The following is a 23,084-nucleotide window of genomic DNA, read 5'->3' as shown; positions in this document are numbered from 1 at the left end:
CACCGAGCGCGTTCGATGCATCGACCCCATGCGCGATACCATCAGACCCCCGTTGCCGGCTCGAGTTCGTACGTCGTAACCGCCGCAGCGTCCTCGCCGAATCTGGGAAACTCGACCTCGAACGGCCACTCCTCCCCCGAGGAGACGTCGGCATCGACGTTCTCGATAACGGTCTCGAGTTCCTCCCCTTCCTCGTCGAAGAACGTCGCCCGGACCTCGAGGTACGAGAGCGTTCGATCGCCGACGTTCCTGACCGCTCCCCAGATGACCACCCGCTCGTCGTCGGTCCCCGGATTGTCGCGAACGAGGTCGTGCCAGACGATCTCGACGTCGCCGGGCTCGGTGATATCCTCGCCGTTGTCCTCGAGAAACTCGAGACAGCCCGACAGCGGCACGAGAGCGGCACACGCGAGAAACGCACGACGATCCATCGGTACTGCGTATGTGGCGGCGCGGCTTCAGCGTTCTGGAGAACCGAAATCTGGTAGACCCGGCTCACAGTCGGTGTCGGTCTCGAATGCCGCCGACGTTCGGAGCCAGCGTTCGGTCGGATCATTGGTGTCGAGCGTGATGTCGGCGATCGAACAGCGTGTCTCGGAGTATCGCTGGTGTCGTCCTCATTCCCGTCTCGAGCCCGTTTTCCATATCGATCCGTCCATCACGAATAATCGTGTGTCCGGGCGGTTCAACCGCTGAGAGTTTCGGTCTCGACGGCTTTGGTGAATCGCCATACTGCGGCGGGATGGAGTGTCTGGTTGTCTTCCTGAGATAGATCAATCCGTCCGTCACCACCGGATTCCTCACGGGCGAAGTCACGATCGTTCCAGGGTGACGCCTCGAGTGACGTGATTCTCCACGTAAATCGACGCTGTCTAGTGATTCACCAGGGCCGTCTCGACCGACCGGTCCCGACAAACCTTTCACCACCCAATGTTACCACCTAGTTGTATGAGCGAATTCGAACAGTTCAGTCAGGTCGGCGAAGCCGACGTAACGCGTGCAATTGGTCAGGAGTGGACCGAGGAGTTCATGGACTTCTCGGACTCGGACGTGATCATCGTCGGCGGCGGCCCGTCGGGGCTAACGGCCGCGAAGGAACTCGCAGAACGCGGTGTGAAGGTCATGGTCGTCGAGAAGAACAACTACCTCGGCGGCGGCTTCTGGCTCGGCGGCTTCCTGATGAACAAGGTCACCGTCCGCGACCCCGCCCAGCAGGTACTCGACGAGCTCGACGTTTCCTACAAGCAGTCCCAGGACAGCGAGGGGCTGTACGTGGCCAACGGGCCCGAGGCCTGTTCCGGGCTCATCAAGGCCGCCTGCGACGCCGGTGCGAAGATGCAGAACATGACCGAGTTCACGGACATCGTCATTCGCGAAAATCACCGCGTCGGCGGCATCGTGATGAACTGGACGCCGGTCCACGCGCTGCCCCGCGAGATCACCTGCGTCGATCCGATCGCGGTCGAGGCCGACCTCGTCATCGACGCGACGGGCCACGATGCGATGGCCGTCAAGAAACTCGACGAGCGCGGCGTCTTAGACGCGCCCGGTATCGGCGACGCCGAGGAGTCGGCGACCGGGATGGATCAGACCGGCGACGACAGCTACGGCGCACCCGGCCACGACTCGCCCGGCCACGACTCGATGTGGGTCGGCAAGTCCGAGGACGCCGTCGTCGAGCACACCGGCCTCGTCCACGAAGGGCTCATCGCCACCGGGATGGCCACCGCGACGACCTACGGCCTCCCGCGCATGGGCCCGACCTTTGGTGCCATGCTCGTCTCCGGCAAGCGCGCCGCGCAGGTCGCACTCGACGAACTCGAGGTCGACGCCGACCCCGTCGAACTCACCAGCCGCGCCGCGCCCGCCGACGACTGATCGGCCCTCGATTCCGTTCTCGGTTTTTGGCTCGACTCGGGACCGGCCGGTCTCGTCCGTCCAGTCAGCGGTCGAAGAACCGTCGGCTAACTGCTCCCCACAGTAGTCACAGACGCCGTCGACCGTCGTGCGAGCACCACACGTACGGACAGTTTGTTTTGGACGGCCGGGGGACGACGTCTCGGAATTCGCGACCGCGTGCAGCAGTTCGAAGTCGGCGAGAATTCGGACGAAAACTGCGACGCCGATCGCGGCGAGCACCACGACCGTCACCAGCGATTCGGCGGTGCTGGATGTGGCTAGAAGCACGGCTTCGTGCGTCGGGACAGCCGTGTGTGTCGTGTCGATTTGTCGAACACTATCGCCACTCTTGGGATCCGGTAGTCCCTCGAGACGATCGAGCGAGCGTTCCCGACGATGCCGTCGGCATACCGGAATCCACACCGTTTTCGCGATCCGCGAGCAGCGTTCGATCATGAAACTTGTCGTCACCGGCGCGACCGGCGCTGCGGGGAGCTGGATCGTCGATCACTTCGCGGACGCCGGCCACGAGGTGATCGGGATCGACCTCGAGCGACCGCCGCGCGAACGCGAGAACGCGACCTTCCTCGCGGCCGACCTCACCGAACAAGGCCAGGCGTTGGAGGCGATCCTCGATTTCGATCCGGACGCGGTGATCCACTTCGCGGGGATTCCGCGCATGGGGATCACGACCGGCACCGAGACGTTCTTGACGAACGTCTCGAGCGCCTACCACGTCTTCGAAGCGGCGGGTCGGGCCGGTGCGGACGTGGTCTGGGCCTCGAGCGAGAGTCTCTACGGGATGCCGTTCGCGGCGGAGCCGTTCCTCCCGGACTCCTTGCCGATCGACGAGGACCACCCGATGCGTCCGGAAGACGGCTACGGGGCCTCGAAACTCGTCGGGGAGGAACTCGCGGCGAAGACGGTCCGGAAGTACGGGATTTCGGTCGCCTCGATTCGCCCCTCGTGGATTCAGTACCCCGGCGAGTATCGGGCGACCGACGGAAACGCCGCGTTCGACCCCGAGACGGCCGACCCGAGCGGCAACTTCTGGTCGTACGTCGACGTCCGCGACGTCGTCTCGACCGTCGACGCCGCCCTCAAGGCCGATATCGACGGCCACGAGGCGTACCACGCGATGGCCGCGGAGAACTACCTCGGTCGGGAGACCGAAGACGTGATCGAGACCGTCTTCGGCGACCTGCCCGCAGCGTGTGCTCTCGAGGGCGAACAGTCGGCCTTTTCGACGGCGAAGGCCCGGCGGGAACTCGGTTGGGCGCCCGAACACTCGTGGCGCGAGGCCGAGGACGCGGACGTGAACGGGCCGGCGTTTCTGGATCCCTAGGCCCGACTCGAGGCCGACACACGAGCGATCGATCCGCGACCGCAAGTGTTTCACCGAGTGGTACGACTAGTGAATACATGGTCGATAGCGTCATCCTCTATCGGGCCCCCTCGACGGTCGCCGATGTCGGCGAAATCGGGGACTGGCTCGAGTCCCGAATCGATGCGTCGGTGACGGTTCGCGACCGTTTCCTCGACGTTCACCGGACCGACGACCTCGTCGAACGGTTCGCCGAGGCGCGGGTCGGTTCCTCCTACGACCGCGACACCGGCAACACGATGCTGGGAATCGTCCGCTACGAGGAACGTGCCCTCGAGAACCCCGAACGCGAGGGCGGGGTGCTATACGACGGCCTGCAGGTTCAGCGGGCGCTTAACAGCGCGCTGCCGGCCGATGAGCGCAGTCTCGAGACGCTCCACGTCCCGATTCTGGATCGGGCGATCGGTACCTGGGGGGACCACGACGGCCGCTGGCACAAGCGGGTGAACATCCTCGGCCAGCCCGCGCTGGTCTCGGTGCCGGGCCTCTACGAGGCGCCCGCGAAGCCCGAGGAATACTACAAGGAAAAGCAACGGCACGCCCTCCTGTCGGGGGATACGCCGCCGCGAGAGGTGCTCGAGAATCAGGTCGAAGGCGAGTTCCTGATCGAGGACGACCCCCGGACGACCGACGCGCTTTGTGGCTACGTCCTGCAGGCGTCCCACTACCTCGAGACGGGCGAGTCGTTCTGCGAACGGAAGCCGTGTCGGCTCTCCAACGCCCACTACCACGAGGAACTGATCGACGCCCAGTTGCGCGATCCGCAGTTCTGTACGGCCCACGCGAGTCTGTACGAGTGAGGAGCAGCACTGGCTGCCAGTCACACCCATTCCGCACGACGGCGGACCGGTTGCCAGAACCACAGCCCTCTTTTGTCCCAGTCGGCTACGAACCCGCAATGAACAACCCGTTTACCGTTTCAGTTCCCGTTCGGTACCGCGACCTCGACCCCCTGAACCACGTCAACCACGCGGTTTACGCGAGCTACCTCGAGATCGAACGCACCGACTACCTCGAGGAGGTCGTCGGCATCGCTGCTGAAAACATCTCCTTCGTCATCGCGAACCTCGAGATCGACTACCGACGGCCGATCGTCAAGGGCGACGATCCCACGGTCTCGCTCCGGGTGGCCCGTCTGGGCGACTCGAGTTGTACCATGAAGTACGAGATCAGCGTCGGCGACGAGGTCGCTGCGACGGCCGAGACGACGATAGTCCACATCGATTCCGAGTCGAAGCGACCGTCCCCGCTCCCCGACGAGATTCGGGAGCCGATCGAGGCGTACGACGGGATCGAAGCGCCGGCGTAGGCCTCGACACTGGGTTCGTTCGCCGGCTCTCAGCCGCCGATCGCCTCGAGACCGTCGGCCTCGACCGGTTTGTAGCCGTCACTCGAGTCGACCGCCGGTCAACCGCACGACGCCAAAGACGTGCGTCTCGTCCGCGACGGCCGCTGAGCGTTCGTACAGGCGGCTGTGCGCGCTGTCGATCTTCTCGTCCAGTCGTAAGTGCGGTTCGTTCTCGTACCGTAGTTTCGTCGTCGGCGGCGTCGAGAGGACGACGATCGCCCGAAACACGCCGTTGACCGGCGGCGCGTACCACTCGTCGCTCCGGGCCGCGTTCGCGAGGACGACGTGCCCGTCGGGACCGACGAGATCACACCAGTCGTCGACCGCGCCCGCGGGGTCCTCGAGCATCCCGACGACGAACGTCGCGAGGAGCGCGTCGACGTCTCCGACGTCGAGCGGCGGCTGGGTCGCGTCGGCACGAACGACGTGAACGTTGTCGTACGCGGCCGTCAGGTCCCGAGCGCGCTCGAGCACCGGTCCCGTAAAATCGATCCCGACGACGGTCCCCTCGGGACCGACCCGCTCGCGCAGATACGGGAGGTTCGCGCCCGTTCCACAGCCCATCTCGACGACGGTGTCGCCGGGCTCGAGTCGACAGGCGGCGGCCGCACGCCGGCGCAGCGCCGGGATGCCGGGCGTTCGCCGCGCGATGACGTCGTAGAGGCGCGCCCAGCGGCCGTAGAACTCCTGTGCGGTCTCCGGCTCCATTCGGGGGAGCTTCGATCGGAAGTCCGCCATCTCAGATCAGCGACCGGACCGTGTCGGCGACCGATTCCGCGTCCGATCCCAGGACGTAGATCAGCGGCTCGATCCCCATCGCGCCGGTCTGGTACAGCACCGTCGCCTCGGTTTCGTCTTCGATCGCCGCCCCGACGCTCGAGGCGACGTCGCTGCCCTCGTCGAACTCGGCGGTGACGTGGCCGTGCTCGGTCAACTCGGCGAGCAGCGTCGGATCGTATTTGATGTTGATCGCCGCCGAAACGTCAGCGCCGTGATCGCGAGCGGCGAGCAACACCGAGGCGACGTGTTCGGAGACGCCGAACTCGGGATCCGATGGCACCGTCGCCTTCCCCTTGACGTCGAAGATGCGCCCCGGCACGCCCGCGACGTCGTCGACGTCTTCGGCGTCGGGGATGCAGGCGACCAGATTCGAGCCGACCGCGGGGATCAGCGTCGCGAAGCCGCTGGCGTTCTCGAGGAGGCGCAGGCCGCGCCGGAGCGAGGAGAGCACGCGCTCGCTCGTTCGCAGGTCGCTCTCGGGGTCGTGGACGCGGAAACTCGAGCCGTGGTCGGCGAGTTCGGGGACGGTGTCCTCGTGAAGCTGTGCCAGCAGGTCGCCGCCGGTCTCGAGTTCCCGGACGAGGACCTCGATCTCGATCAAGGCCTGTACCGGGGTGATGTCGCCCGCCGCCAATCCGTCGGCGAGTTCCTCGACGAGCGCCTCGACGCGCTCGTCGTCGGCGATTCGGTCGTTGGTCGCGACGTCGCCGTGGGCGTACTTCGAGACGGCGCTCTGGCTGATTCCGAGGACGTCGGCGACCTCGCTCTGAGTTAACCCCCGGTCACGGAGCGCCCCGGCCAGGAGCGACCGAACCGTCGGGAGAAACTCGTCGACGACAATTTCTTCGACGAATTGCATTATCGGCGGCTACGGCCGCCGTCGAAATAACTTGTGGGTCTCGAGGGCGGCGTTGGCTCGGCGTTCTCGAAACCCGCACGTGCACACTGCCGAGGTGTGCGTTGGATCGCAGTGAACGCAGCGAGTCACGAGCGACGCACGGCTCTCGAAATGCGAACGAATCGGCTGGTGAGGAGGTACAAATCCTCGTCGCTACGAACGCAGCGTGTCACCGTCGTCATCGAGACACCGGTAGAACGGGCGACAGCGCACCGACCGTTACTGGTTTCGCTCGAGTTGGTCCCCGCCGAACTCGTCGTCGCTCTGAATTCGGGAGGCCTGCGGGCCATCCTGGTCCTGGTACTTCGAGCCGCGGTCGCTGCCGTAGGGCCGTTCGGCTTCGGTCTTCAGCTCCGTGAAGGTCAACTGCGAGATGCGCATGCCGGGGGTCAACGCGACGGGGGCCGTTCCGAGGTTCGATAGCTCGAGCGTGATCTGGCCGCGATAGCCGGGATCGCACAGCCCTGCCGTCGCGTGCACCACGACGGCGAGCCGACCCAGGGACGAGCGTCCCTCGACGTGGGCGATGAGGTCCGCGGGGATCTCGACGCGCTCGTAGGTGGTTCCCAGGACGAAGTCGCCGGGATGTAAGATGAAGTCGTCGCCGTCCTCGACGACGGTCTCGGTGACGTACTCGTCGACCTCCTGTTCGGAGTTCGGATGAATGCAGGGGATGTTCGTCCGCTGGAACTCGAGGAACTCCTTGCCGAGTCGGAGATCGACGCTCGCCGGCTGGATCTGGAGGTCGAGGTCGTCTATGGGATCGACGACGAGGTCGCCGTCCTCGAGGCGCTGCAGGATGTCCGCGTCGGAGAGGATCATATCGAGTAGGAGCGAACACGGGGCCCTAATACTGTCGGAGCGGAGTCGGCGAGCGGTCGGTCTCGAACGGACGAACGACCGCTCTTCGAATCGGTTCGCCCGGCGGGTCGACCCATCCGATCCAGCCACAGTGTAACGTGATAGCAATGTGGACGTTCTTTCGTTCGGCCCGAATCTGTTAGTACGACGGATCCCGAAGACTCGTGCTATGGCGGGGCAACAAGAGCGGTTCAACGGCGATACGCGGCTGTTGCACCAGCGAGCGGTCAGGATACCGCTTCCCGACGTGGACGCCGAGCGGGTGTTTCACGAGAACGTAATGACGATCGCGGCGGCCAAAGAGCGGAAGGCGGACCTCCTCGCGGATCCGGACGTGCCGCTGCTTGCCGCCTACGAGGCGGAACTCGATCACGCCGCCGAGAGCTTCGAGCGCCGACTGCGGCGGATCGCGGGCGACGACTACGAGGAAGTGGCGATGGCGTACTACCGGGGTGAGCGCGACGACCGAATCGCCGAGATCGTCGCGTACTACTTCGAAGGAGTCTGGCGGGTCCAACAACGAACCACCGTGACCGACATGGTGTACGCCCCGCTGCTCGTGCGCTATCCCGAGTGCTTCACGCTGAACATTCGGTTCGCCAGCGGACACACCACGCCGAAATCGATTCACTACGAGTCGCCGGAACACGCTTCGGAGGAGCTAGCCGACGAGTACGTCGAGACGTACCACGAGGAGAGCCAGTACTCGCAGCGACAGGCAGCGGACTACGTCAGAGAGGCCGCAGCGATAATTCGCGAGGAGTTTCCCGATCCGGACGAGACATCCTTCGAGAAGCGGAAATACGGCGGGATCGTCTCGGCAGAGGGTCGACGCGGGTCGGTCTTCTCGACGGCGGTCGAACGCGTCGAGCCCGATCCCGACCGGTTTTCGGAGCCGGCCACCGAGCCGACGCTCGTCGAAGCGGGGCTGGAGGCGAGACGAACTGAACGGGCGCTCGGACTCGACGACGAGATCGTTCACTGATATTCGACGAACACGGCAGTCCGTCGTCCGCGAAACGGTGCTCAGGTGCGCGAATCGCTACTCCGATGTGAAACGGTGCTCAGCTGCAAATTACTGCTACATGAGTGCAACTGGAAGCAGCAACAGCCCCGCACAGATCCCGGCCGTGAGCAGCGCCGTTGACGTTGCGGTCGAGCGCTCGAGGCCGAATCCGTACTGGAGTCCGCCCCGCCAGATGTGGACGGCCCAGCCGCAGGCGAGGAGCGTGAGCGGGACGAACACGAGCACATCGGGCTCGAGCGGAGCGATAGTCGGATCGACCTCGAGTGCCGAAAGCGCATAGAGGATTAGGTTCGAAACCACCTCTCCGGCCAGCATCGGGACGAGGCCCCACGCCGCGAGCGCCAGGGTGTCGGACGGCTCGAGCCTGGCACCGAGTGCGTAGCCCACTCCGTACAGCAGCACCGTCGGGATAACCCAGTAGAGGAGCGTCGCCTCGAGGGTCTGGAGCAGGTACAGCACCGTTACGGGCTCGAGGGGAATCTCACCCGTGGCTCGCCAGAGGAGTCCAACGGCGAGCGAGCCGACCCAGTAGACGAGCACGAGGGCGATTGCGCGCGGGAGGGAGCCGGCGTCCACGCGAGCGAAGTACTCGTCGGGGTCGACGAACGGTGTCGTTGCCATATTTCAGCGCACAAACTGGTTCACCAAAATCGTTCGGATCCGCGCTGCTGGTTTCGCTGCGGCTATAGGGGTCGACACACACAGTTGAGCCATGAAACAGGCCATCGTCGCCCGCACGGACATCGGCATGGGGCAAGGAAAACTCGCCGCACAGGTCGCTCACGCGTCGCTGTCGGCCTACGAGAAGGCGGACGATCAGCTCCGGAGCCAGTGGAAAGGGGGCGGCCAGAAGAAGGTCGTTCTCAAGGGCGAGAGCGAACGCCAACTGCACGAGCTGTCGGCCATCGCGGACAGCGAGGGGATTCCGAACGCGATCGTCCGAGATGCGGGCCACACCCAACTCGAGCCCGGCACCGTCACCGCGCTGGCCGTCGGCCCGGCGGCGGACGACCGGGTCGATGCCGTGACCGGCGAACTCTCGCTGTTCTGAGCGACGGCCGTCGAATCGACTCGCTCCCCTCACGAGGCTGCTCGACGGGAGCGGATGGTTCGGAGGAGATGCCGATCCTCAGATTAAATCCCCTTCTCGCGGGCAGTTCCGCCACTCTTCGGCGACCCCACCGGTATTTAGAACTCCCGTGATGTCATAGTAAAATATTTACAGGATTGCTTAGATGTAGTACCCGTGAAACGTCCCTCCAGACGGCGCTTCCTCGCCGGGAGCGCCGTCACGGCAGTCGGCTTCGCTGGCGTGACGGGCGGATCGTACGCACAACAGCTCGAGAGTCTCGACATCGATGTCCCCGACGGGGCTTCGGGCGCACTCGCGCTGGTCCCGTCTGAGTCGGCCGCGGACGCCGACTACCGAACGGTGATCCTCGCCGACGTCACGGACGCCGAGAACGAAGACGAGTACGGCTACGAGGTGCGAGAGGTTCTTCGATCGTTCGACGACCTCGACGTCGACGACGTCTCCTACGTCGCCGTGGGCCACAGCATGGACCCCTACGGGCAGGTCAGCGTCGCTGCCGGTTCCTTCGACCGGCCGACCCCGGGCGAGGGGACCGACGAGGAGGACGACTGGCGTCTCGCGGAGGTCAGTGATCGCGCCTACGCAACCGCCGACGATCGTGCAGCGGTCGCTCACGGCGAGGAGGCCGCCGCGCTGCGGAACGCGACCGTCGACGTCGCCGCCGGCGACGCCGAGTCGTTCTTCACGGGCTGCGATGACGCCGCGACGGCGTTCGAACTGCTCGGCGACCAGCCGCTCGTCTACTTCGCACCGGATGTCGAGCAGATGGGATTCCCCGGCATCAGCTCCGACACCCTCGACGCGTTCGCAGCGGGCTTTGCGGACGACCCCAACCGGATCGAGGGAACCGTCGAGAACCGATACGCTCTGTTCCCGGCCGACGGGGGCGACCTCGACGACGAAACCGCCGAAACGATCGTCTCCGAACTGGAACCCGGCGTCGTCGCGGAGATCGAGGTCGACCGCGAAGACGGCCTCATCCACGCGACGGTCGTCGCCGAGGAGCCGCCGAAACGCGACCGCGAAGCGGCACCCGACGCACAGATCGTCGCCGAGGTCGATCACGACGAGGGCGTCGTGAACTTCCGTCATCGGGGCGGCGAGTCGATCGATACCGACGACCTCGAGCTGTGGCACGACGGCGAACGCTCTGACGATGGACCGGCCGAGGCGTTCGCCGTCTTCGAGGAGGGCGACGTACTGACCGTCGCGACCGACCCTCTCGCCACGGTCACCCTCCGCTGGTTCGACGAGGATGCGAACGCCTTCTACACGTACGCCAGCTACCTCGTTGGGCGGGACGCCTTCGAGGTCGACCACGAGTTCGACGCGGAGCACTTGGAGATCGAGTACGTCGGCGACCGGGAAGCCGATCCGTCGAAGCTGAGTCTCCAGTCGTACTCCGGTGTCGATGTGGGGTCGCTCGATGGCTTTGCCGACGAGTACGACGTGCTGACCGCGGGCGACGCGGTCTCCATCGAGAGCGTCGGCGTCGGCGACCGCGTCTCGCTGGAACTCGACGTGCCGAACGAACCGCGTTACGCACCGACGCAGCTGGTTAGCTATCGAGTACGTCCGCCGCGGCTGTTCCTCCGTCGATATCGAGGACGCGGCGTCATCGCGCAGTATCACGACGAGCACGAGCGCGACGCCGGAGCGTTCCGGCTGCTGATCGAGGGCGAGGAGGCCGAGACGCAGTTTTCAGACCTCGTGGACAGCCTCGGCCCCGGCGACGAGGTCGAACTCGGCGACTACGACATCGGCACGACGCTCACCGTCGAGTGGACCGAGCCGGACGAGCCCGTGGAGGTCGGCGATCTGGTCGTGCGCCCGGACATCCGACTCTCCATGGAGTACGACGGCGAGGACGGTGAGCTGACGGTCGTCCACGACGAGGGTGACGTCGTCGACGCCGACACACTCGAGTTGCGCAGCGGCGGTGATCCGACGGCCGTCCAGCCGGCCGACGAGTACGATCGATTCGAGCCGGGCGACGAGCTGACGGTCGAGGCGGAGCCGTTCGTCCAGGGAACGCTCTCGTGGACCACAGCCGATGTCGACCGGGAGTACACGCTCGGTCGAACGGTGACTGCCGCGGACTCCTTCGAGGCCGCGTACGACGCCGACGCGGCCGAGGTAGAGCTGGCTTACACCGGCGAGCAGCAAGCGGATCCCGCGCGGCTGGGCGTCCAGCGGTACGCTCCGAGTACGAGACCCACCGTCAACGACCCACAGCCGCTGTTCGCCGAGGAACACGAAACGCTGACGACGGGCGACGCCGTCGTGCTGGAAGACGTCGACGTTGACGAGCGCATCAATGTCGTCCTCAGCGACGACGAAGGCCGGTACCGCCACCACGTCTTCAACTTCACACCGAAGCCCCGGTTCGCATTCTCCTTCCAGTCCCGGGATGGAGAGATCGTCGCTGTCTACCGCGATACGGTCGATCGCAGTAGCGCCGAATTCCGGATCCTCGCGGACGGCGACGCGACCGCCGTCCAGCCGGCCGATGAGTACGACGAACTCGAGGGCGGCGACGAGATCGACCTCGGCGCGTTCGAGACGGGCACCGAACTCGTCGTCGAGTGGACCGTTCCGGACGACCCGGTCGAGGTGAGCGACCACGTTATCGCCCCCGACGCAGCCTTCGAGGTCGACTACGACGCCGAGGACGAAGCGCTGACCGTCACCCACGAGGGCGGCGACGAACTCGCCGCCGCCGACGTTCAACTGTACGTCCAGCCTGCACGGTCCGAGCCGGTGGTGTGGGACGACGACGACACCATCGAGGAGGGAGACAGCCGAACGGTCGAACTCGAGGACGACCCTCGGTTCGTTATGGTCGTCTTCCGCGAGCGCGAAGTACTCCACGAGGAGCAGATTCGCGACTGATCGGCGATTCGTCGCTGTGCCGAGCGATGGCCCACGAACCGTGGGCCCACTTTCTCCGTCCGTAACCTCCGTTCGTTACCGTTACAACCGAGAGTCGATCGTGATTTCTTCACAACAGAACAGAAAGCATATAATCAGTGTCTCCGAGGAGGCACCTACAATGTCTGTCCTCTCGACCGAAGACGAGGGACAGTTCCTGATGGACGTCAGAGGCGAGCAGATCGGGATCGTCACCGAAATTGATCCGATCGAGCAGGTCGCCTACGTCGACCCCAAACCGACGCTCACGAACGCATGGATTCAAAGCCTCGGCCGTGGCGGTGCCAGCGAGGACGACCTCGAGATTCCGAGTGACAACATCGAGACGATCACCGACTCGGAGGTCCGCGTCGACGCCGATCTCAGTAGCGACGCCTGATCGCGAACCCCGAGGCGACGACGATCAGGACAGCCACCACGCCGCCCCGAGCAGTCCCGCTAATAGCAGGACGGCACCTGCGCGAGCCGTTCGTGCCTCGAGCGGGCCGTCGATAGTCGACAGCGCAAGTACGACGGGGAAAACGAGCAGCGTACCGATCACGAACCCCAGTTCGAGACCGCCACCCGACACGAGCGAAACGAGACCGACGCCGACGGCGAGTCCGACCGTCAGCGCGAGCGCCTGTCGAACGTCTTCTACGGCCATACGTATCGTTCGATCGACCTGTCGATAACGGGTTCGGTTTCGGGAGTGGAACTCGAGCGAACGGATGCAGCGGCCGAGGCGTCGCGAACGAGAGTCGTCGCCCGCAAGAGACTGGTCAGTCAGCGACGGACTGCTCGCCGGTGAGGTCGTACTCCGAAACGAAGTGACTCACGACCTCGCGGTGCGTGTGACTCCCGACGAGATGATCGTCGAGACTGCGGTCGGGAGCCAGCGTCTCCTGACAGATCGGACACGTGGTCGGCAGCTGGAATGTCATAATTTACTGTTCGGACTCAGCGGACAAACCGACACAGCCTGCATACGCTCACCTGTCGGCGTCGATCCGAGTCGTCACCTCGAGAACGAACCGATTTACCTCCGGCCGCCGAAGCGTCGCCAATCAGCATGCGTCCGGCACACCCCACAGAGCAGGCCGTCGGAATGGACCACTACGTCAGCGACGCTGACGGCGTCGGCGGCCACCTCCGCGAGGACGACGACCACTTTCGGGTTCGAGAACTCGAGCGCTTCGCGACCGAACCGGTCGACGCGCCCACGGACGCCTACCCCCACCTCGTCTTCCGGGTGACGCTGTCGGGCTGGGACACAAACGACTTCGCCTCGCGGCTCTCCAACGCGCTCGAAATGTCTCGAGAGCGGGTTAACTGGGCCGGCACGAAGGACAAGTACGCGGTGACGACGCAGCTGTTTTCGGTCTACGGCGCCGACCCCGAGGACCTGCCGGACGTCGACGGCGCGGAGGTGGAAGTTGTCGGACGGGCGGGCCGTAACCTCGAGTTCGGCGATCTCGCGGGTAACGCGTTCGAACTCGTCGTCAGCGAGCCCGACCGACCCGAGAACGCGAGCGAGATTACGGACGAACTGCACGCGTTCGGCGGGCTCGAGTCCCCCGACGCTGCGGGCGTGTCGATTGGGGTCCCCAACTTCTTCGGCCAGCAGCGCTTCGGCAGTCGCCGCCCGGTGACGCACAAAGTTGGCCTCGAGATCGCCCGCGGGAACTGGGAGGGGGCCGTGATGTCCTACCTCGGAAATCCGACGGACGCGGAACCCGAAGGCACCCAAAAAGCCCGCGCGTTCGTCCAGGAGACCCGCGACTGGCAGGAGGCCCTCGAGCGATTTCCCAATCGCTTGCGCTACGAGCGCTCGATGCTCCACGGGGTCGTCGACTGCGACGGCGAACCGGGTCCCGAGGATTTTCGGGCGGCGCTCGAGCGCGTCCCCTCGAACCTCCAGCGGCTGTTCGTCCACGCCGCCCAGTCGTACGCGTTCAACCTGATGCTCTCCGAGCGCCTCGAGCGCGGCCTGCCGTTCGACGAACCCGTCGAAGGGGACGTGGCCTGCTTCGCGGATACCGACGCACCCGAAGGTCTCGAGTTGCCCGATACCGACCGCCTTCAACGGGTCGACGAGCGCCGCGTCCGGTCCGTGACGCGCCACTGCGAGCGCGGCCGGGCGTTCGTCACCGCGCCGCTCGTCGGCACCGAAACCGAACTCGCCGACGGCGAGCAGGGCGAGATCGAACGAGCGGTGCTCGACGACCTCGGCCTCACGCCCGAGAATTTCGACCTCCCCGGCGAGTTCCACTCGACCGGCACCCGACGAGCGATGCTGGTTCGGACCGATCTCGAGGTCGAAACCGACCCGCTCACGCTCTCCTTTGCGCTGCCGAAGGGGTCGTACGCCACGGTCGTCCTTCGGGAGTTTCTGAAGGTCGATCCCGTTGATCTCGGCTGAGTACTGGGGTGTCGGATCGGTCCGGATTGCACCGAGCAGTAGATTCATGTCGATACCGAGACTCGTTTCTCGGGAGTGCAGAGCCGCGCTCCGAGCCACCGGGGACCGAACGCGGATCGCCGAGAGGGACCGGGGAACACATGATTGGAACGGACGAACACACCGAGTTGATCGACTGGGAGAAGACGACCGACGACGGCGTGGCGGTGTACGTCCTCGAGTACGACGGTCCGGTCTCGGCACCGACGGGCCGGCCGCGGACGTTGTTCGGTGCGAGTAGCGGCGGAACGGTTCCCGCCGGTGACCAGTACGTGGAGTTGCCCGACGGCGAACGGCTTCCCGCGACCGAAGTGACCTACGAGACCGAGGGAACCACGCTCCGGGTCCGTCACGAGTCGCCGTCGTTGCTGGATCGATGTCTGGAATATCTGCCGTGGTGGACTCGAGCCTGAGTCGATCGGTGGATAGTGGAGACGGCGACTCAGTCGAGAACGTCGCGGAGCACCGCACCGAAGCCGGCGGCGCCGACGCAGAGCGAGACGAGACCACCGATCCCGGTGAGCGCGAGCGCGCCGTTGAGTCCGGCCGCGACGAGTAACGGCTTCAGCCAGCCGTCCTCGCGTCCGACCAGCCGGTCGGCGATGGCGAGGTAGCCGACGACCGTTCCGATCGCCCACAGCAGGTACGCGACGAGCAATAGCGGGATCGCAACGAGGATTCCGACGATCGTGATAAACAGGAGAAACGCCAGCAGAACGATTCCCACGATGGAGAGGATACCGTAGACGAACGAGCCGACGGGATTCTCGAGCGCGTCGGCCATCATGCGTTCGGTGAACGCGGGCGCGATCGCGATCATGATCGCACCGACGATCAGCGTCGTCAGGAAGGCGCTGACGGCGCCGCCGAGGAGGCTGTCGGCGGTCCCGATATCGATGTCGATCCCGGGATCGGCCTGAGCGATCAGTAGCCCGGTCAGTACGGATTGCGTTATCATGAATACTGAGAATTCGCCGTAGCCAAATAAACGGATCCATTGGCGGTCTGTAGGTCCTCGATCGGGAATGCCAGACCGGTCTCGTGCTGATAGGCTTTTGGTCGTTCGCGACCTCTCACCGACTATGAGAAGCACTCGGTTGCAACGACAGATAGACGATCTCGTCGCCCAGGGCTGGAAGATCGAGGATGAGGACCGCGACCGCGTCGTGATGGTCGATCGGGAGTTCGGCTCGGTTGGCTCGCACATCCTCGTCGCAATACTGACCATCTGGTGGACGATGGGGATCGGGAACGTCCTCTGGGGGGCGTACAACTACGTCTCGAACTCGAGGCGACGGGTGCTCTGGGAGGAGACGACCGGCTGTCCGTCCTGCGGGGCGGACGTCTCGGTCGACGCGGAGTACTGTCCGTCGTGTGGCGAGGATCTCGAGGACCGAGTGGACCGGGAAGCGGGTAATGGAGACAAAATGCCCTGTCCGGAGTGTGACGCGGTCGTCACCGAAGGCTCGCGATACTGCCGTTCCTGCGGGACGAAATTAGCGGACGCGATGGGGTCCGCGAGCTGAGACTGCGATGGAGACCACGAACTGACGCCATCATCGCCGAGTCGAGTCGAATAGGTACTCGTATCCAGCCCGAATCCGAAGTTGGGGCATGGACCAGGACGACGGACCGGAAATTCTCCTGACGAACGACGACGGGATCGACGCGCCGGGCATTCGAGCGCTGTACGACGCGCTCTCGGCGGTCGGCTCGGTCACCGTCATCGCGCCCGACCGCAACCAGAGCGCCGTCGGTCGGTCGTTGTCCTACGGACGGACGGCGACCGACGCCGACGATCCGGAGCTGACGACGAGCATGGCCGACGGGCTGTTCACATCGCCGGTGCCACACGCCGACCACGAACTCGGCTACGCCGTCCGCGGGACGCCCTGTGACTGCGCCATCGTCGGCGTCAACGCGCTCGATCCCGAACCCGATATCGTCGTTTCGGGCTGCAACGAGGGGGCGAACCTCGGGGCTTACGTCTTCTCGCGCTCGGGGACCGTCAGCGCCGCGATGGAGGCCGCCTTCCTCGGGACGCCCTCGATCGCGATTTCGATGGACACGCTGGGGATCGAACGCGACCTCGAGCCCGCGGACTTCGAACGCGCGGGCGAGATTGCGGCGAAACTCGCGAGCAGTGCGCCCGGTACGGGGCTGTTCGACCGCGTGGACTACCTGAACGTCAACGTTCCGCGGCCCGACGTCGAACCGAACGGCTTCGCGATCACCCGGCCGACCGAGGTCTACGAGATGGACGCCACGGTCAAGGACGGCGGGTTCCAGTTGACCAACCGGCTCTGGCAGCAGATGGCCAATCGGGATATTCCCGACCCCGACGACACCGACCGCCACGCCTTGCTCGAGGGGACGGTTTCGGTCTCCCCGATGCGGGTCCCCTTCGACGTCGTCGAGACGCCGGAGGTTCGGACGATCCTCGAGAAGTTGCTGTAGCCGCTACGGTCGAGCGTCGCGACCGAAAACACGGTCATTTTACACGCGTCTCTCGAACCACGGTTATGGAGTGTCGTCACTGCGCCTCGCCGCTCGAGAAACCCGGCGATTTCTGTCTGGTCTGCCGGGAGCAAAACACCGCGGCGATCGTTCTCGAGGCGGGGCGAGAGCGGACGACACTGACGATGCTTGCAGACGACGGCGACGAGAACACGCCTGCGGCGAGCGAACCCGCCGATCCGGTACTGGGTGAGACGACGATTACGACGACGCCCGAAGAGGGCGAAAACGAGGTCGTCGAGTTACGAAACTTTGCGGGGCTGATCGGCGACGAAATCCGCCGCAAGCGCCCCGAGGAGGTGTACGCCGGCGGCGAACGGGCGGTGATTCAGGCCGTCCGCGAGGATATTCACCACCCGTTCTACCGCGTCGCGGACGACGATCCCGTTCAGGCGGTCCTCGAGCGTCGCGGCGAACCCGCACTCGACGTCGTCGAGACGCCGCCGGCCGACAAGATCGGGGGTAGCCACACGACGCTGATCGGCGGCCGCACGGGCATGCGGGCGATCCACACCGTTGCGGACCACCCCCACGTCAAGAAGGTCATTCCGGGGCCCATCGACGCCGGCGGGAAAGGGTCCCAGTCCGGGTTGCGGGCGAAAGTGACCCGCGCCGACGACGGCGGCAACGTTCGCATGCTCCTGCGCGACGGCTCGAGCGTGCAAGAGAACCGAATCGTGACGACCGCTCGAGACCGAGAGATGGGCGAACGGATCCGCGAGGATCTGAACGACGTGCTGTCCAACGCGGAGTTCCAATAGGCGTTCCATCGATTCCCGTCGCGCAAAAACTGTCACGGTCTCGTGGAAGTGACACTGGCTGCTGGTTGTCAGCCCCTTTTCCGACCGGGAGTAATGAGATATAATTAGCCATGCTCGAACGACCCGACGCCGTCCTGGCTGCGATTCCGCTGCTCGCTGTGAGTGGACTCGCCCTTCGTACGGCCATCGCGGTGACGGGTGCCGGAACGGGGCTCCTCGCCGCACCGTTAGCGCCCGTCGGCTACCTCGCGGCGCTCGCGCTGGTCTTTCGGGAACTGTTCACCGGCCCGGTCGCCGAACGGGCGGAGAACGGATCGGCGTAACTCAACAGGTTTAAGAATCCGCTGGCGATAGCTACCACCATGTCCAAAAAAGGAAATGTCGGGAGTGCAGGCCGCTTCGGCGCGCGCTACGGTCGCGTCGCCCGACGTCGCGTCAGCGAGATCGAAGACGACATGAACAGCGCTCAGGTCGACGGCGACGACGTCAAACGCGTCGGAACCGGTATCTGGAAGAACGAGGAGACCGGCGAGGTTTTCACCGGCGGTGCCTACCGCCCCGAGACCCCTGCCGGCCGCACCGTCAAGCGCTCGATCCGCGCTGCACTCGCCGAAGACGGCGAATAATCCCATCCCCTGTATGAGTTACAAGTGCTCCCGCTGTAAACGCGACGTCCAGATCGACGAGTACGGTGGCGTCCGCTGCCCGTACTGCGGCCACCGCGTGCTCCTGAAAGAGCGCAGCCGCGACGTCAAGGAAGTCGGCGTCAACTAACGACCGCGCGTGTCTTCTCACGATGCGACTCTCGAGTTCGACTACGAGACCTCGGCTCGAGCGACGCTCGTCGCCGAGAGCGTCGCCCGCGAGATCGGCGAGATCGACGACGATCGCTCGCGGACGACGATCGACCGCGACGGTGCGACCGTTCGAGTCGACGTCGTGGCCGCGGACGTGATCGCCCTCCGAGCCGCGCTCAACACCTGGTTCTCGCTGATCGACGTGGCCGAACGAACGGCCGAACTCGGCGACGCGGCGCTCGAGTCGTAGCAGTCGCCGGTTTCCGATTTTTACCGTCGGTCGTGGATGGATACGTATGGCGACTGCCTCCAGCCCGCGACGTCGACTCCTGCTTTCGGCCGGCACGATCGGATTCGGCTTCGGCGCGGTAATCGACACCGTGATCTTCCACCTGACGCTCCAGACGCATCATCTTCTCTCGGGATTTTACGATCCGTACAGTCTCGACGGTCACCAGACCAACGTGATGTTCGACGGCCTGTTCCTGCTGGCCATGCTCACCGTCATGGGCGTCGGATTCGGGCTGCTCTGGCGCGTCGTCAACGGAGCCGATCGCCGGTTTTCGACGCTGTCCCTCGTCGGCTCGATCGTCGTCGGGATGGGCGTCTTCAACGTCATCGACGGCGTCGTCAGCCACTACGTCCTCGACCTGCACAACGTCGTCCATGGGACCGAGGCGTGGAACCCCCACTGGCTCGTCGTGAGCGCGCTCATGCTCGGGCTCGGGCTGGTGATTCTACGCGCCGCCGACACCCCCGCAGCGACCTGACTGCGCCGTCGTTATTTCAGTGCCAGCGTCGCCGTCTCGCTCTCGAGAAACGCGGTTTCGTACCCCTCGTGGCGCGCCACCTGCGGCGGCGTCTCGAGTTCGATCGAGAGTTCGTCGCCCTCCTCGAGGACGGATGGATCCACTGGCGTTCGGTACTGGTGGCCATTTCTCGAGCCGACCGTTTCCCGGAGCGATCCGTCGGCGATTCGCTCGTCGTCCTGCCAGACTGTCGCGGCGAAAGACGCGAACGGGAGCGGATACCTATTGTGCCTCGTCCGCGCCGTCACCGCGAGCGCCGCGGTCCCCCTCGCCGTTCCATCTCGGTCGTCGTACGCGACGAGCGTGGCGGTGTAGTCGATATCGTCGTTCGTTTTCGACCCCAGTCGAGTTGCACCCTCGGTGTCGAACGCGGATTCGAGGTAGGCGTCGTGATCGTGTTCGTGGTGACCAGCGTGGTTCGCCATCGGCTCGAGCGCGCCCGGCTCGCCACGACCCTCGTCCTCGTCGATCAGTCGGCGCTCGAGAGCCTCGATGTCGGTCGCGTCGTACTCGAACTCGACGTCGACGACCGTCGGCTCCTCGAGCACGTCGAGACGAGACCCGATCGCGTCGGCGCTCGTCGGGCCGATCCGAATCGTTGCCGTGTAGGTGCCATCGCCCTCGAGCGAGACGTTGTCGCCGTAGTGTGGTCCCATCCGCTGGGAGAGCATCGGCCAGAGACTCCGCTCGTCGATTGGGTCGTCGGCATCTCCGTTCGGCTCGCCCCGTCGAACGCTCGTCGTTACCGGCGCGGGAACGACGACACCCGTCTCGGCGTCTCTGACATCTACCATCAGGTGGATGTCGTGTTGCGACCGGACGTCGGCCCGGCTTCGCTCGGTGCCGGCGACCGTCCAGAACGAGTGCGGCCGACTGGCCAGCAGCGAGATCGCTCTGCCGTCGGCGATCGTCGTCCCGTAGGTCAGCATCCCGTCGGCGTGCGACGGGACGTAGACGCCCTCGGGCGGGTCGACGACGAGTTCTCGCCAGGCGTCCTCGCGTCGGAGGCTCTCGAGACAGCCAGCCGACCCCGCCGCGAGCAGACAGCCGCCGGTAGCGAGGACATCGCGTCGTCGCATCGTCCACTCCACATCGCCCGCTCGGATAGGCGTACGGGCTGCCGTCGACGGGATCGGGTCGTCTCGCCGTCGGACCCGCTCGCCGACGTCAAAGCTTGGCTTTATCAGTGCGGAGGGCGACGGTCGAGATATGCAAGGCAATCTCCCACCGGAAGCACAGGAGAAAATCGAACAACTGCAGGACCTTCAGGAGACGGCTCAGACCGTCGCCATGCAGAAACAGGAGGCCGAATCGAGCCTCTCCGAGGCCGAGAACGCCCTCGACGAACTCGAGAACATCGACGAGGAAACCGGTATGTACCGAAAGGTCGGCGAGCTACTCGTCGAGACCGAGTACGACGCGGCCGAAGAAGACCTGCAGGACAAGGTCGACTCCCTCGAGATCCGCCTCGAGACCCTCGAGAAGCAGGAAGATCGAGTCCAAGAGCAGTTCGAGAGCCTCCAGGACGAGCTCGAAGAGATGCTCGGCGGTGCGGGCGGCGGCATGGGCGGCCCAGCAGGCCCAGGCGGTCCGGGCGCAGGCGGCGCATAAATGTCGACCGGCGAGCCGACTGACGACGAGGTCGTTCAGACGGCCTCCGACGCTGCGGAAGGCTACGTCTTCTCGCAGTACAAGCAGTCCGCGGTGCGTGACCTCGACGTCACCGTCACCTTCGAGGAAGGCGTCCTCGAGGTCGACGTCTATCTGAACGCACCCGAGACTGAGGACGGACCCGACGCCGAGCAGGTCGCGGACGACGCCGCGTTGGCTGCCCGAGAGGCAGTCGACGAACTGTTCGGCGAGTAACGCTCTCGGTTACCGTTTTTGCGGAGTCATCACCGGTTCGAACGAGAGTAGCGACGCTGTGCGTCGCATCGTCGGCTAGTCGTCGCGGTCGCGCTGATGCCAGCCGAAACTGATTTGTAGCCGAAGCTGGACGTTCGAGGTAGGCCGATGGAGACCCTTTCTTTCCACTGAGCCGGATTCCGCTCCGCTGACGTGCCGTCGACGGAGTCGACAAGTCACGACACGAGTGAGCAACCGGTTCGTTATCGTTCCGATAGCCCCGCTGCAATCCGTAGCGGCGGGGGTCGGCACCGATCGCAACCAACCATGAAACCAACGCAACCACTATGTCACGAACTCGCAGTACAGGCCGTCGTACAGTCGTCGCGAACCGATCGACAACCACCCCCGTAGAGACCGACGAGATACGAGCCCTCACCCGTGCCGCCGGCGACGAGGTCGTCGCTGAACTAACCCAGACCGGCCCGGCGGATTCCGGAACGTATCTCGGGCGCGGCAAAGTCGACGAACTCGCCGAAACCGTCGCCGGCCACGACGCCCAGCGGGTCGTCGTCGACGGCAAACTCACGCCGAGTCAGCACCACACCCTCGAGTCGCTGTTACCCGACGAAACGGTCGTCGTCGACAGATATCGGCTCGTGCTCGAGATATTCCAGGCCCAGGCCGGCACGCGACGGGCCCAGTTGCAGGTCGAACTGGCACAGCTCAGGTACGACCTGCCGCGGATCATCGAGTCCGCCGACGAAGGTGCGCTCAACAAGCAAACCGAGAAGGGATCGCCCGTCTACGACGTTCGGGACCGGATCGACCGCCTCGAAGGCAAACTCGACTCGCTCCCGAATCCAGCGAAACAGTTCCGCGACCGCCGCCGCGAGAAGGGGTTCGATCTCGTCACGATCGCCGGCTACACGAACGCCGGAAAGTCGACGTTGTTGCACCGTCTCGCGGACGACCTCTCGCTCGAGGGTGCACAGATCGGCGACGATTCGAATCCTGAAGGTTCGAGCAAGAACGCCACCGCAGCGGTCGAAGATCGGCTGTTCAAGACGCTCGAGACGACGACGCGGCGGGCGACGATCGACGGCCGGCCGGTGCTCGCGACCGACACGGTCGGCTTCGTCGACGACCTCCCCCACGACCTCGTCGAGTCGTTCAGTTCGACGCTTTCGGAGGCCGCGACGGCGGACGTCGTCGTCCTTGTCGCCGACGCGAGCGACCCGCCCGCACGCTTTCGCCGACGGCTCGAGGCATCGCTCGACGTGCTCGCCGCACAGGACGTCGGAGACGAGCGGATCGTCCCTGCCTTGAACAAGACCGATCGGCTCTCGAGGAGCGAGCGAACGCGCCGGCTCGAGGTCGCCTCGGACTCGCTGTCCCCATCGACACCGGAGCCGATTCCGGTGAGCGTGCTCGAGGGGACGAACCTCGAGACGCTTCGGACCGCGATTCTAGATCGGCTCCCCGAGGAATCCGCGACGGTGCGGCTGCCCAACTGCGACGAGGCGATGGCGCTCGTCTCGCGAGCGTACGATCGGACGTCCGTGGAGACGGTCGACTACGAGGGCGGGGAGGTTCGACTCGAGTGTCGCGGTCGACCGTCGGTGCTCGAGCGGTTCCGACGTCGGGCCGAGAAACTCGAGAGGGAGCGAGCGTAGCGACCGACGCTCGCTACG

General features: G+C 65.2%; 30 protein-coding genes. 21 read left to right on the top strand and 9 right to left on the bottom strand.

What is annotated here, in order from left to right:
- Window positions 1–41: 41 nt before the first annotated feature.
- On the bottom strand, window positions 42–431 hold the full coding sequence (locus ACSFC5_RS11905) for an FxLYD domain-containing protein (protein ID WP_440765466.1): 390 nt from the start codon (window positions 429–431) through the stop codon (window positions 42–44).
- A 517-nt stretch (window positions 432–948) separates the two neighbouring features.
- On the opposite strand from ACSFC5_RS11905, the gene ACSFC5_RS11900 reads away from it, so the two are divergent.
- From ACSFC5_RS11900 to ACSFC5_RS11885, 4 genes are all read left to right on the top strand, one after another.
- A complete protein-coding gene (locus ACSFC5_RS11900) occupies window positions 949–1,878 on the top strand; it encodes a sulfide-dependent adenosine diphosphate thiazole synthase (RefSeq protein ID WP_440765465.1) in 930 nt (309 codons plus the stop codon).
- A 475-nt stretch (window positions 1,879–2,353) separates the two neighbouring features.
- Window positions 2,354–3,244, top strand: coding sequence for an NAD-dependent epimerase/dehydratase family protein (locus ACSFC5_RS11895; RefSeq protein ID WP_440765464.1), 891 nt, complete (start codon window positions 2,354–2,356; stop codon window positions 3,242–3,244).
- A gap of 77 nt (window positions 3,245–3,321) precedes the next feature.
- Window positions 3,322–4,083: a DUF7001 family protein gene (locus ACSFC5_RS11890; RefSeq protein WP_440765463.1), complete on the top strand. Its 762-nt coding sequence runs from the start codon at window positions 3,322–3,324 to the stop codon at window positions 4,081–4,083.
- 98 nt (window positions 4,084–4,181) lie between these two features.
- Window positions 4,182–4,592, top strand: a complete 411-nt coding sequence (locus tag ACSFC5_RS11885) for an acyl-CoA thioesterase (RefSeq protein WP_440765462.1) — start codon at window positions 4,182–4,184, stop codon at window positions 4,590–4,592.
- A gap of 78 nt (window positions 4,593–4,670) precedes the next feature.
- Here the strand turns inward: ACSFC5_RS11885 and ACSFC5_RS11880 are convergent, their stop codons facing one another.
- The 3 genes from ACSFC5_RS11880 to dcd all read right to left on the bottom strand — a co-directional run bounded on the left by ACSFC5_RS11880 (window position 4,671) and on the right by dcd (window position 7,131).
- On the bottom strand, window positions 4,671–5,369 hold the full coding sequence (locus tag ACSFC5_RS11880; protein WP_440765461.1) for a class I SAM-dependent methyltransferase: 699 nt from the start codon (window positions 5,367–5,369) through the stop codon (window positions 4,671–4,673).
- 1 nt (window position 5,370) lies between these two features.
- Window positions 5,371–6,270, bottom strand: a complete 900-nt coding sequence (locus ACSFC5_RS11875; RefSeq protein WP_440765460.1) for a thiamine-phosphate synthase family protein — start codon at window positions 6,268–6,270, stop codon at window positions 5,371–5,373.
- 258 nt (window positions 6,271–6,528) lie between these two features.
- Entirely contained in the window at window positions 6,529–7,131 is a 603-nt protein-coding gene (gene dcd / locus ACSFC5_RS11870) for a dCTP deaminase (protein ID WP_440765459.1), read from the bottom strand.
- Window positions 7,132–7,339: 208 nt separating this feature from the next.
- On the opposite strand from dcd, the gene ACSFC5_RS11865 reads away from it, so the two are divergent.
- The gene (locus ACSFC5_RS11865) at window positions 7,340–8,155 is read left to right on the top strand and encodes a hypothetical protein (protein ID WP_440765458.1); all 816 of its coding nucleotides are present in this window, start codon (window positions 7,340–7,342) and stop codon (window positions 8,153–8,155) included.
- Window positions 8,156–8,251: 96 nt separating this feature from the next.
- Here ACSFC5_RS11865 and ACSFC5_RS11860 read toward each other — a convergent pair whose 3' ends face one another.
- The gene (locus ACSFC5_RS11860) at window positions 8,252–8,818 is read right to left on the bottom strand and encodes a YIP1 family protein (RefSeq protein WP_440765457.1); all 567 of its coding nucleotides are present in this window, start codon (window positions 8,816–8,818) and stop codon (window positions 8,252–8,254) included.
- A gap of 91 nt (window positions 8,819–8,909) precedes the next feature.
- Between ACSFC5_RS11860 and pth2 the strand changes: the two genes are divergently transcribed.
- The 3 genes from pth2 (at window position 8,910) to ACSFC5_RS11845 (ending at window position 12,600) form a co-directional block, all read left to right on the top strand.
- Complete coding sequence (gene pth2, locus ACSFC5_RS11855) at window positions 8,910–9,248, top strand: peptidyl-tRNA hydrolase Pth2 (RefSeq protein ID WP_440765456.1); 339 nt, start codon at window positions 8,910–8,912, stop codon at window positions 9,246–9,248.
- Window positions 9,249–9,443: 195 nt separating this feature from the next.
- Window positions 9,444–12,182 carry a hypothetical protein gene (locus ACSFC5_RS11850; RefSeq protein ID WP_440765455.1) on the top strand — a complete coding sequence of 913 codons (2,739 nt, stop codon included), beginning with the start codon at window positions 9,444–9,446 and terminating at the stop codon, window positions 12,180–12,182.
- 160 nt (window positions 12,183–12,342) lie between these two features.
- Complete coding sequence (locus ACSFC5_RS11845) at window positions 12,343–12,600, top strand: DUF8593 domain-containing protein (protein ID WP_440765454.1); 258 nt, start codon at window positions 12,343–12,345, stop codon at window positions 12,598–12,600.
- A 24-nt stretch (window positions 12,601–12,624) separates the two neighbouring features.
- Here the strand turns inward: ACSFC5_RS11845 and ACSFC5_RS11840 are convergent, their stop codons facing one another.
- Together ACSFC5_RS11840 and ACSFC5_RS11835 are read right to left on the bottom strand one after the other, a co-directional pair.
- Window positions 12,625–12,867 carry a hypothetical protein gene (locus ACSFC5_RS11840; RefSeq protein WP_440765453.1) on the bottom strand — a complete coding sequence of 81 codons (243 nt, stop codon included), beginning with the start codon at window positions 12,865–12,867 and terminating at the stop codon, window positions 12,625–12,627.
- 115 nt (window positions 12,868–12,982) lie between these two features.
- Complete coding sequence (locus ACSFC5_RS11835) at window positions 12,983–13,144, bottom strand: hypothetical protein (protein WP_006091877.1); 162 nt, start codon at window positions 13,142–13,144, stop codon at window positions 12,983–12,985.
- Between the two features lie 128 nt (window positions 13,145–13,272).
- On the opposite strand from ACSFC5_RS11835, the gene truD reads away from it, so the two are divergent.
- A complete protein-coding gene (truD, locus tag ACSFC5_RS11830; RefSeq protein WP_440765452.1) occupies window positions 13,273–14,622 on the top strand; it encodes a tRNA pseudouridine(13) synthase TruD in 1,350 nt (449 codons plus the stop codon).
- 140 nt (window positions 14,623–14,762) lie between these two features.
- Entirely contained in the window at window positions 14,763–15,074 is a 312-nt protein-coding gene (locus ACSFC5_RS11825; protein WP_440765451.1) for a hypothetical protein, read from the top strand.
- 29 nt (window positions 15,075–15,103) lie between these two features.
- Here the strand turns inward: ACSFC5_RS11825 and ACSFC5_RS11820 are convergent, their stop codons facing one another.
- On the bottom strand, window positions 15,104–15,619 hold the full coding sequence (locus ACSFC5_RS11820; RefSeq protein WP_440765450.1) for a DUF8173 domain-containing protein: 516 nt from the start codon (window positions 15,617–15,619) through the stop codon (window positions 15,104–15,106).
- A gap of 124 nt (window positions 15,620–15,743) precedes the next feature.
- Here ACSFC5_RS11820 and ACSFC5_RS11815 point away from each other — a divergent pair, with 124 nt between their 5' ends.
- The 8 genes from ACSFC5_RS11815 to ACSFC5_RS11780 all read left to right on the top strand — a co-directional run bounded on the left by ACSFC5_RS11815 (window position 15,744) and on the right by ACSFC5_RS11780 (window position 19,506).
- Window positions 15,744–16,187 carry a zinc ribbon domain-containing protein gene (locus ACSFC5_RS11815; RefSeq protein WP_440765449.1) on the top strand — a complete coding sequence of 148 codons (444 nt, stop codon included), beginning with the start codon at window positions 15,744–15,746 and terminating at the stop codon, window positions 16,185–16,187.
- Between the two features lie 88 nt (window positions 16,188–16,275).
- Entirely contained in the window at window positions 16,276–17,118 is an 843-nt protein-coding gene (surE, locus tag ACSFC5_RS11810) for a 5'/3'-nucleotidase SurE (protein ID WP_440765448.1), read from the top strand.
- A 65-nt stretch (window positions 17,119–17,183) separates the two neighbouring features.
- Complete coding sequence (locus ACSFC5_RS11805) at window positions 17,184–17,939, top strand: DUF2103 domain-containing protein (RefSeq protein WP_440765447.1); 756 nt, start codon at window positions 17,184–17,186, stop codon at window positions 17,937–17,939.
- Between the two features lie 110 nt (window positions 17,940–18,049).
- Entirely contained in the window at window positions 18,050–18,262 is a 213-nt protein-coding gene (locus ACSFC5_RS11800; RefSeq protein WP_440765446.1) for a hypothetical protein, read from the top strand.
- Window positions 18,263–18,301: 39 nt separating this feature from the next.
- Window positions 18,302–18,565 carry a 50S ribosomal protein L37ae gene (locus tag ACSFC5_RS11795; RefSeq protein WP_440765445.1) on the top strand — a complete coding sequence of 88 codons (264 nt, stop codon included), beginning with the start codon at window positions 18,302–18,304 and terminating at the stop codon, window positions 18,563–18,565.
- Between the two features lie 13 nt (window positions 18,566–18,578).
- Complete coding sequence (locus ACSFC5_RS11790; RefSeq protein ID WP_006091868.1) at window positions 18,579–18,713, top strand: DNA-directed RNA polymerase subunit P; 135 nt, start codon at window positions 18,579–18,581, stop codon at window positions 18,711–18,713.
- Window positions 18,714–18,722: 9 nt separating this feature from the next.
- Window positions 18,723–18,986 carry a KEOPS complex subunit Pcc1 gene (locus ACSFC5_RS11785; RefSeq protein ID WP_440765444.1) on the top strand — a complete coding sequence of 88 codons (264 nt, stop codon included), beginning with the start codon at window positions 18,723–18,725 and terminating at the stop codon, window positions 18,984–18,986.
- Between the two features lie 46 nt (window positions 18,987–19,032).
- The gene (locus ACSFC5_RS11780; protein WP_440765443.1) at window positions 19,033–19,506 is read left to right on the top strand and encodes a DUF2243 domain-containing protein; all 474 of its coding nucleotides are present in this window, start codon (window positions 19,033–19,035) and stop codon (window positions 19,504–19,506) included.
- A gap of 11 nt (window positions 19,507–19,517) precedes the next feature.
- Here the strand turns inward: ACSFC5_RS11780 and ACSFC5_RS11775 are convergent, their stop codons facing one another.
- The gene (locus ACSFC5_RS11775; protein WP_440765442.1) at window positions 19,518–20,624 is read right to left on the bottom strand and encodes an iron transporter; all 1,107 of its coding nucleotides are present in this window, start codon (window positions 20,622–20,624) and stop codon (window positions 19,518–19,520) included.
- Window positions 20,625–20,754: 130 nt separating this feature from the next.
- Here ACSFC5_RS11775 and ACSFC5_RS11770 point away from each other — a divergent pair, with 130 nt between their 5' ends.
- The 3 genes from ACSFC5_RS11770 to hflX all read left to right on the top strand — a co-directional run bounded on the left by ACSFC5_RS11770 (window position 20,755) and on the right by hflX (window position 23,066).
- Window positions 20,755–21,156, top strand: a complete 402-nt coding sequence (locus ACSFC5_RS11770; RefSeq protein ID WP_440765441.1) for a prefoldin subunit beta — start codon at window positions 20,755–20,757, stop codon at window positions 21,154–21,156.
- Entirely contained in the window at window positions 21,157–21,411 is a 255-nt protein-coding gene (locus tag ACSFC5_RS11765; protein WP_440765440.1) for a DUF3194 domain-containing protein, read from the top strand.
- A gap of 326 nt (window positions 21,412–21,737) precedes the next feature.
- Window positions 21,738–23,066, top strand: a complete 1,329-nt coding sequence (gene hflX / locus ACSFC5_RS11760; protein ID WP_440765439.1) for a GTPase HflX — start codon at window positions 21,738–21,740, stop codon at window positions 23,064–23,066.
- Window positions 23,067–23,084: the final 18 nt, after the last annotated feature.

This window comes from Natronorubrum marinum, assembly GCF_052040125.1.
Taxonomy (GTDB): Archaea; Halobacteriota; Halobacteria; order Halobacteriales; family Natrialbaceae; genus Natronorubrum.
The sequence above is the reverse complement of the archived record's forward strand: the minus strand, read 5'-3'. Positions and strand labels throughout refer to the sequence as shown.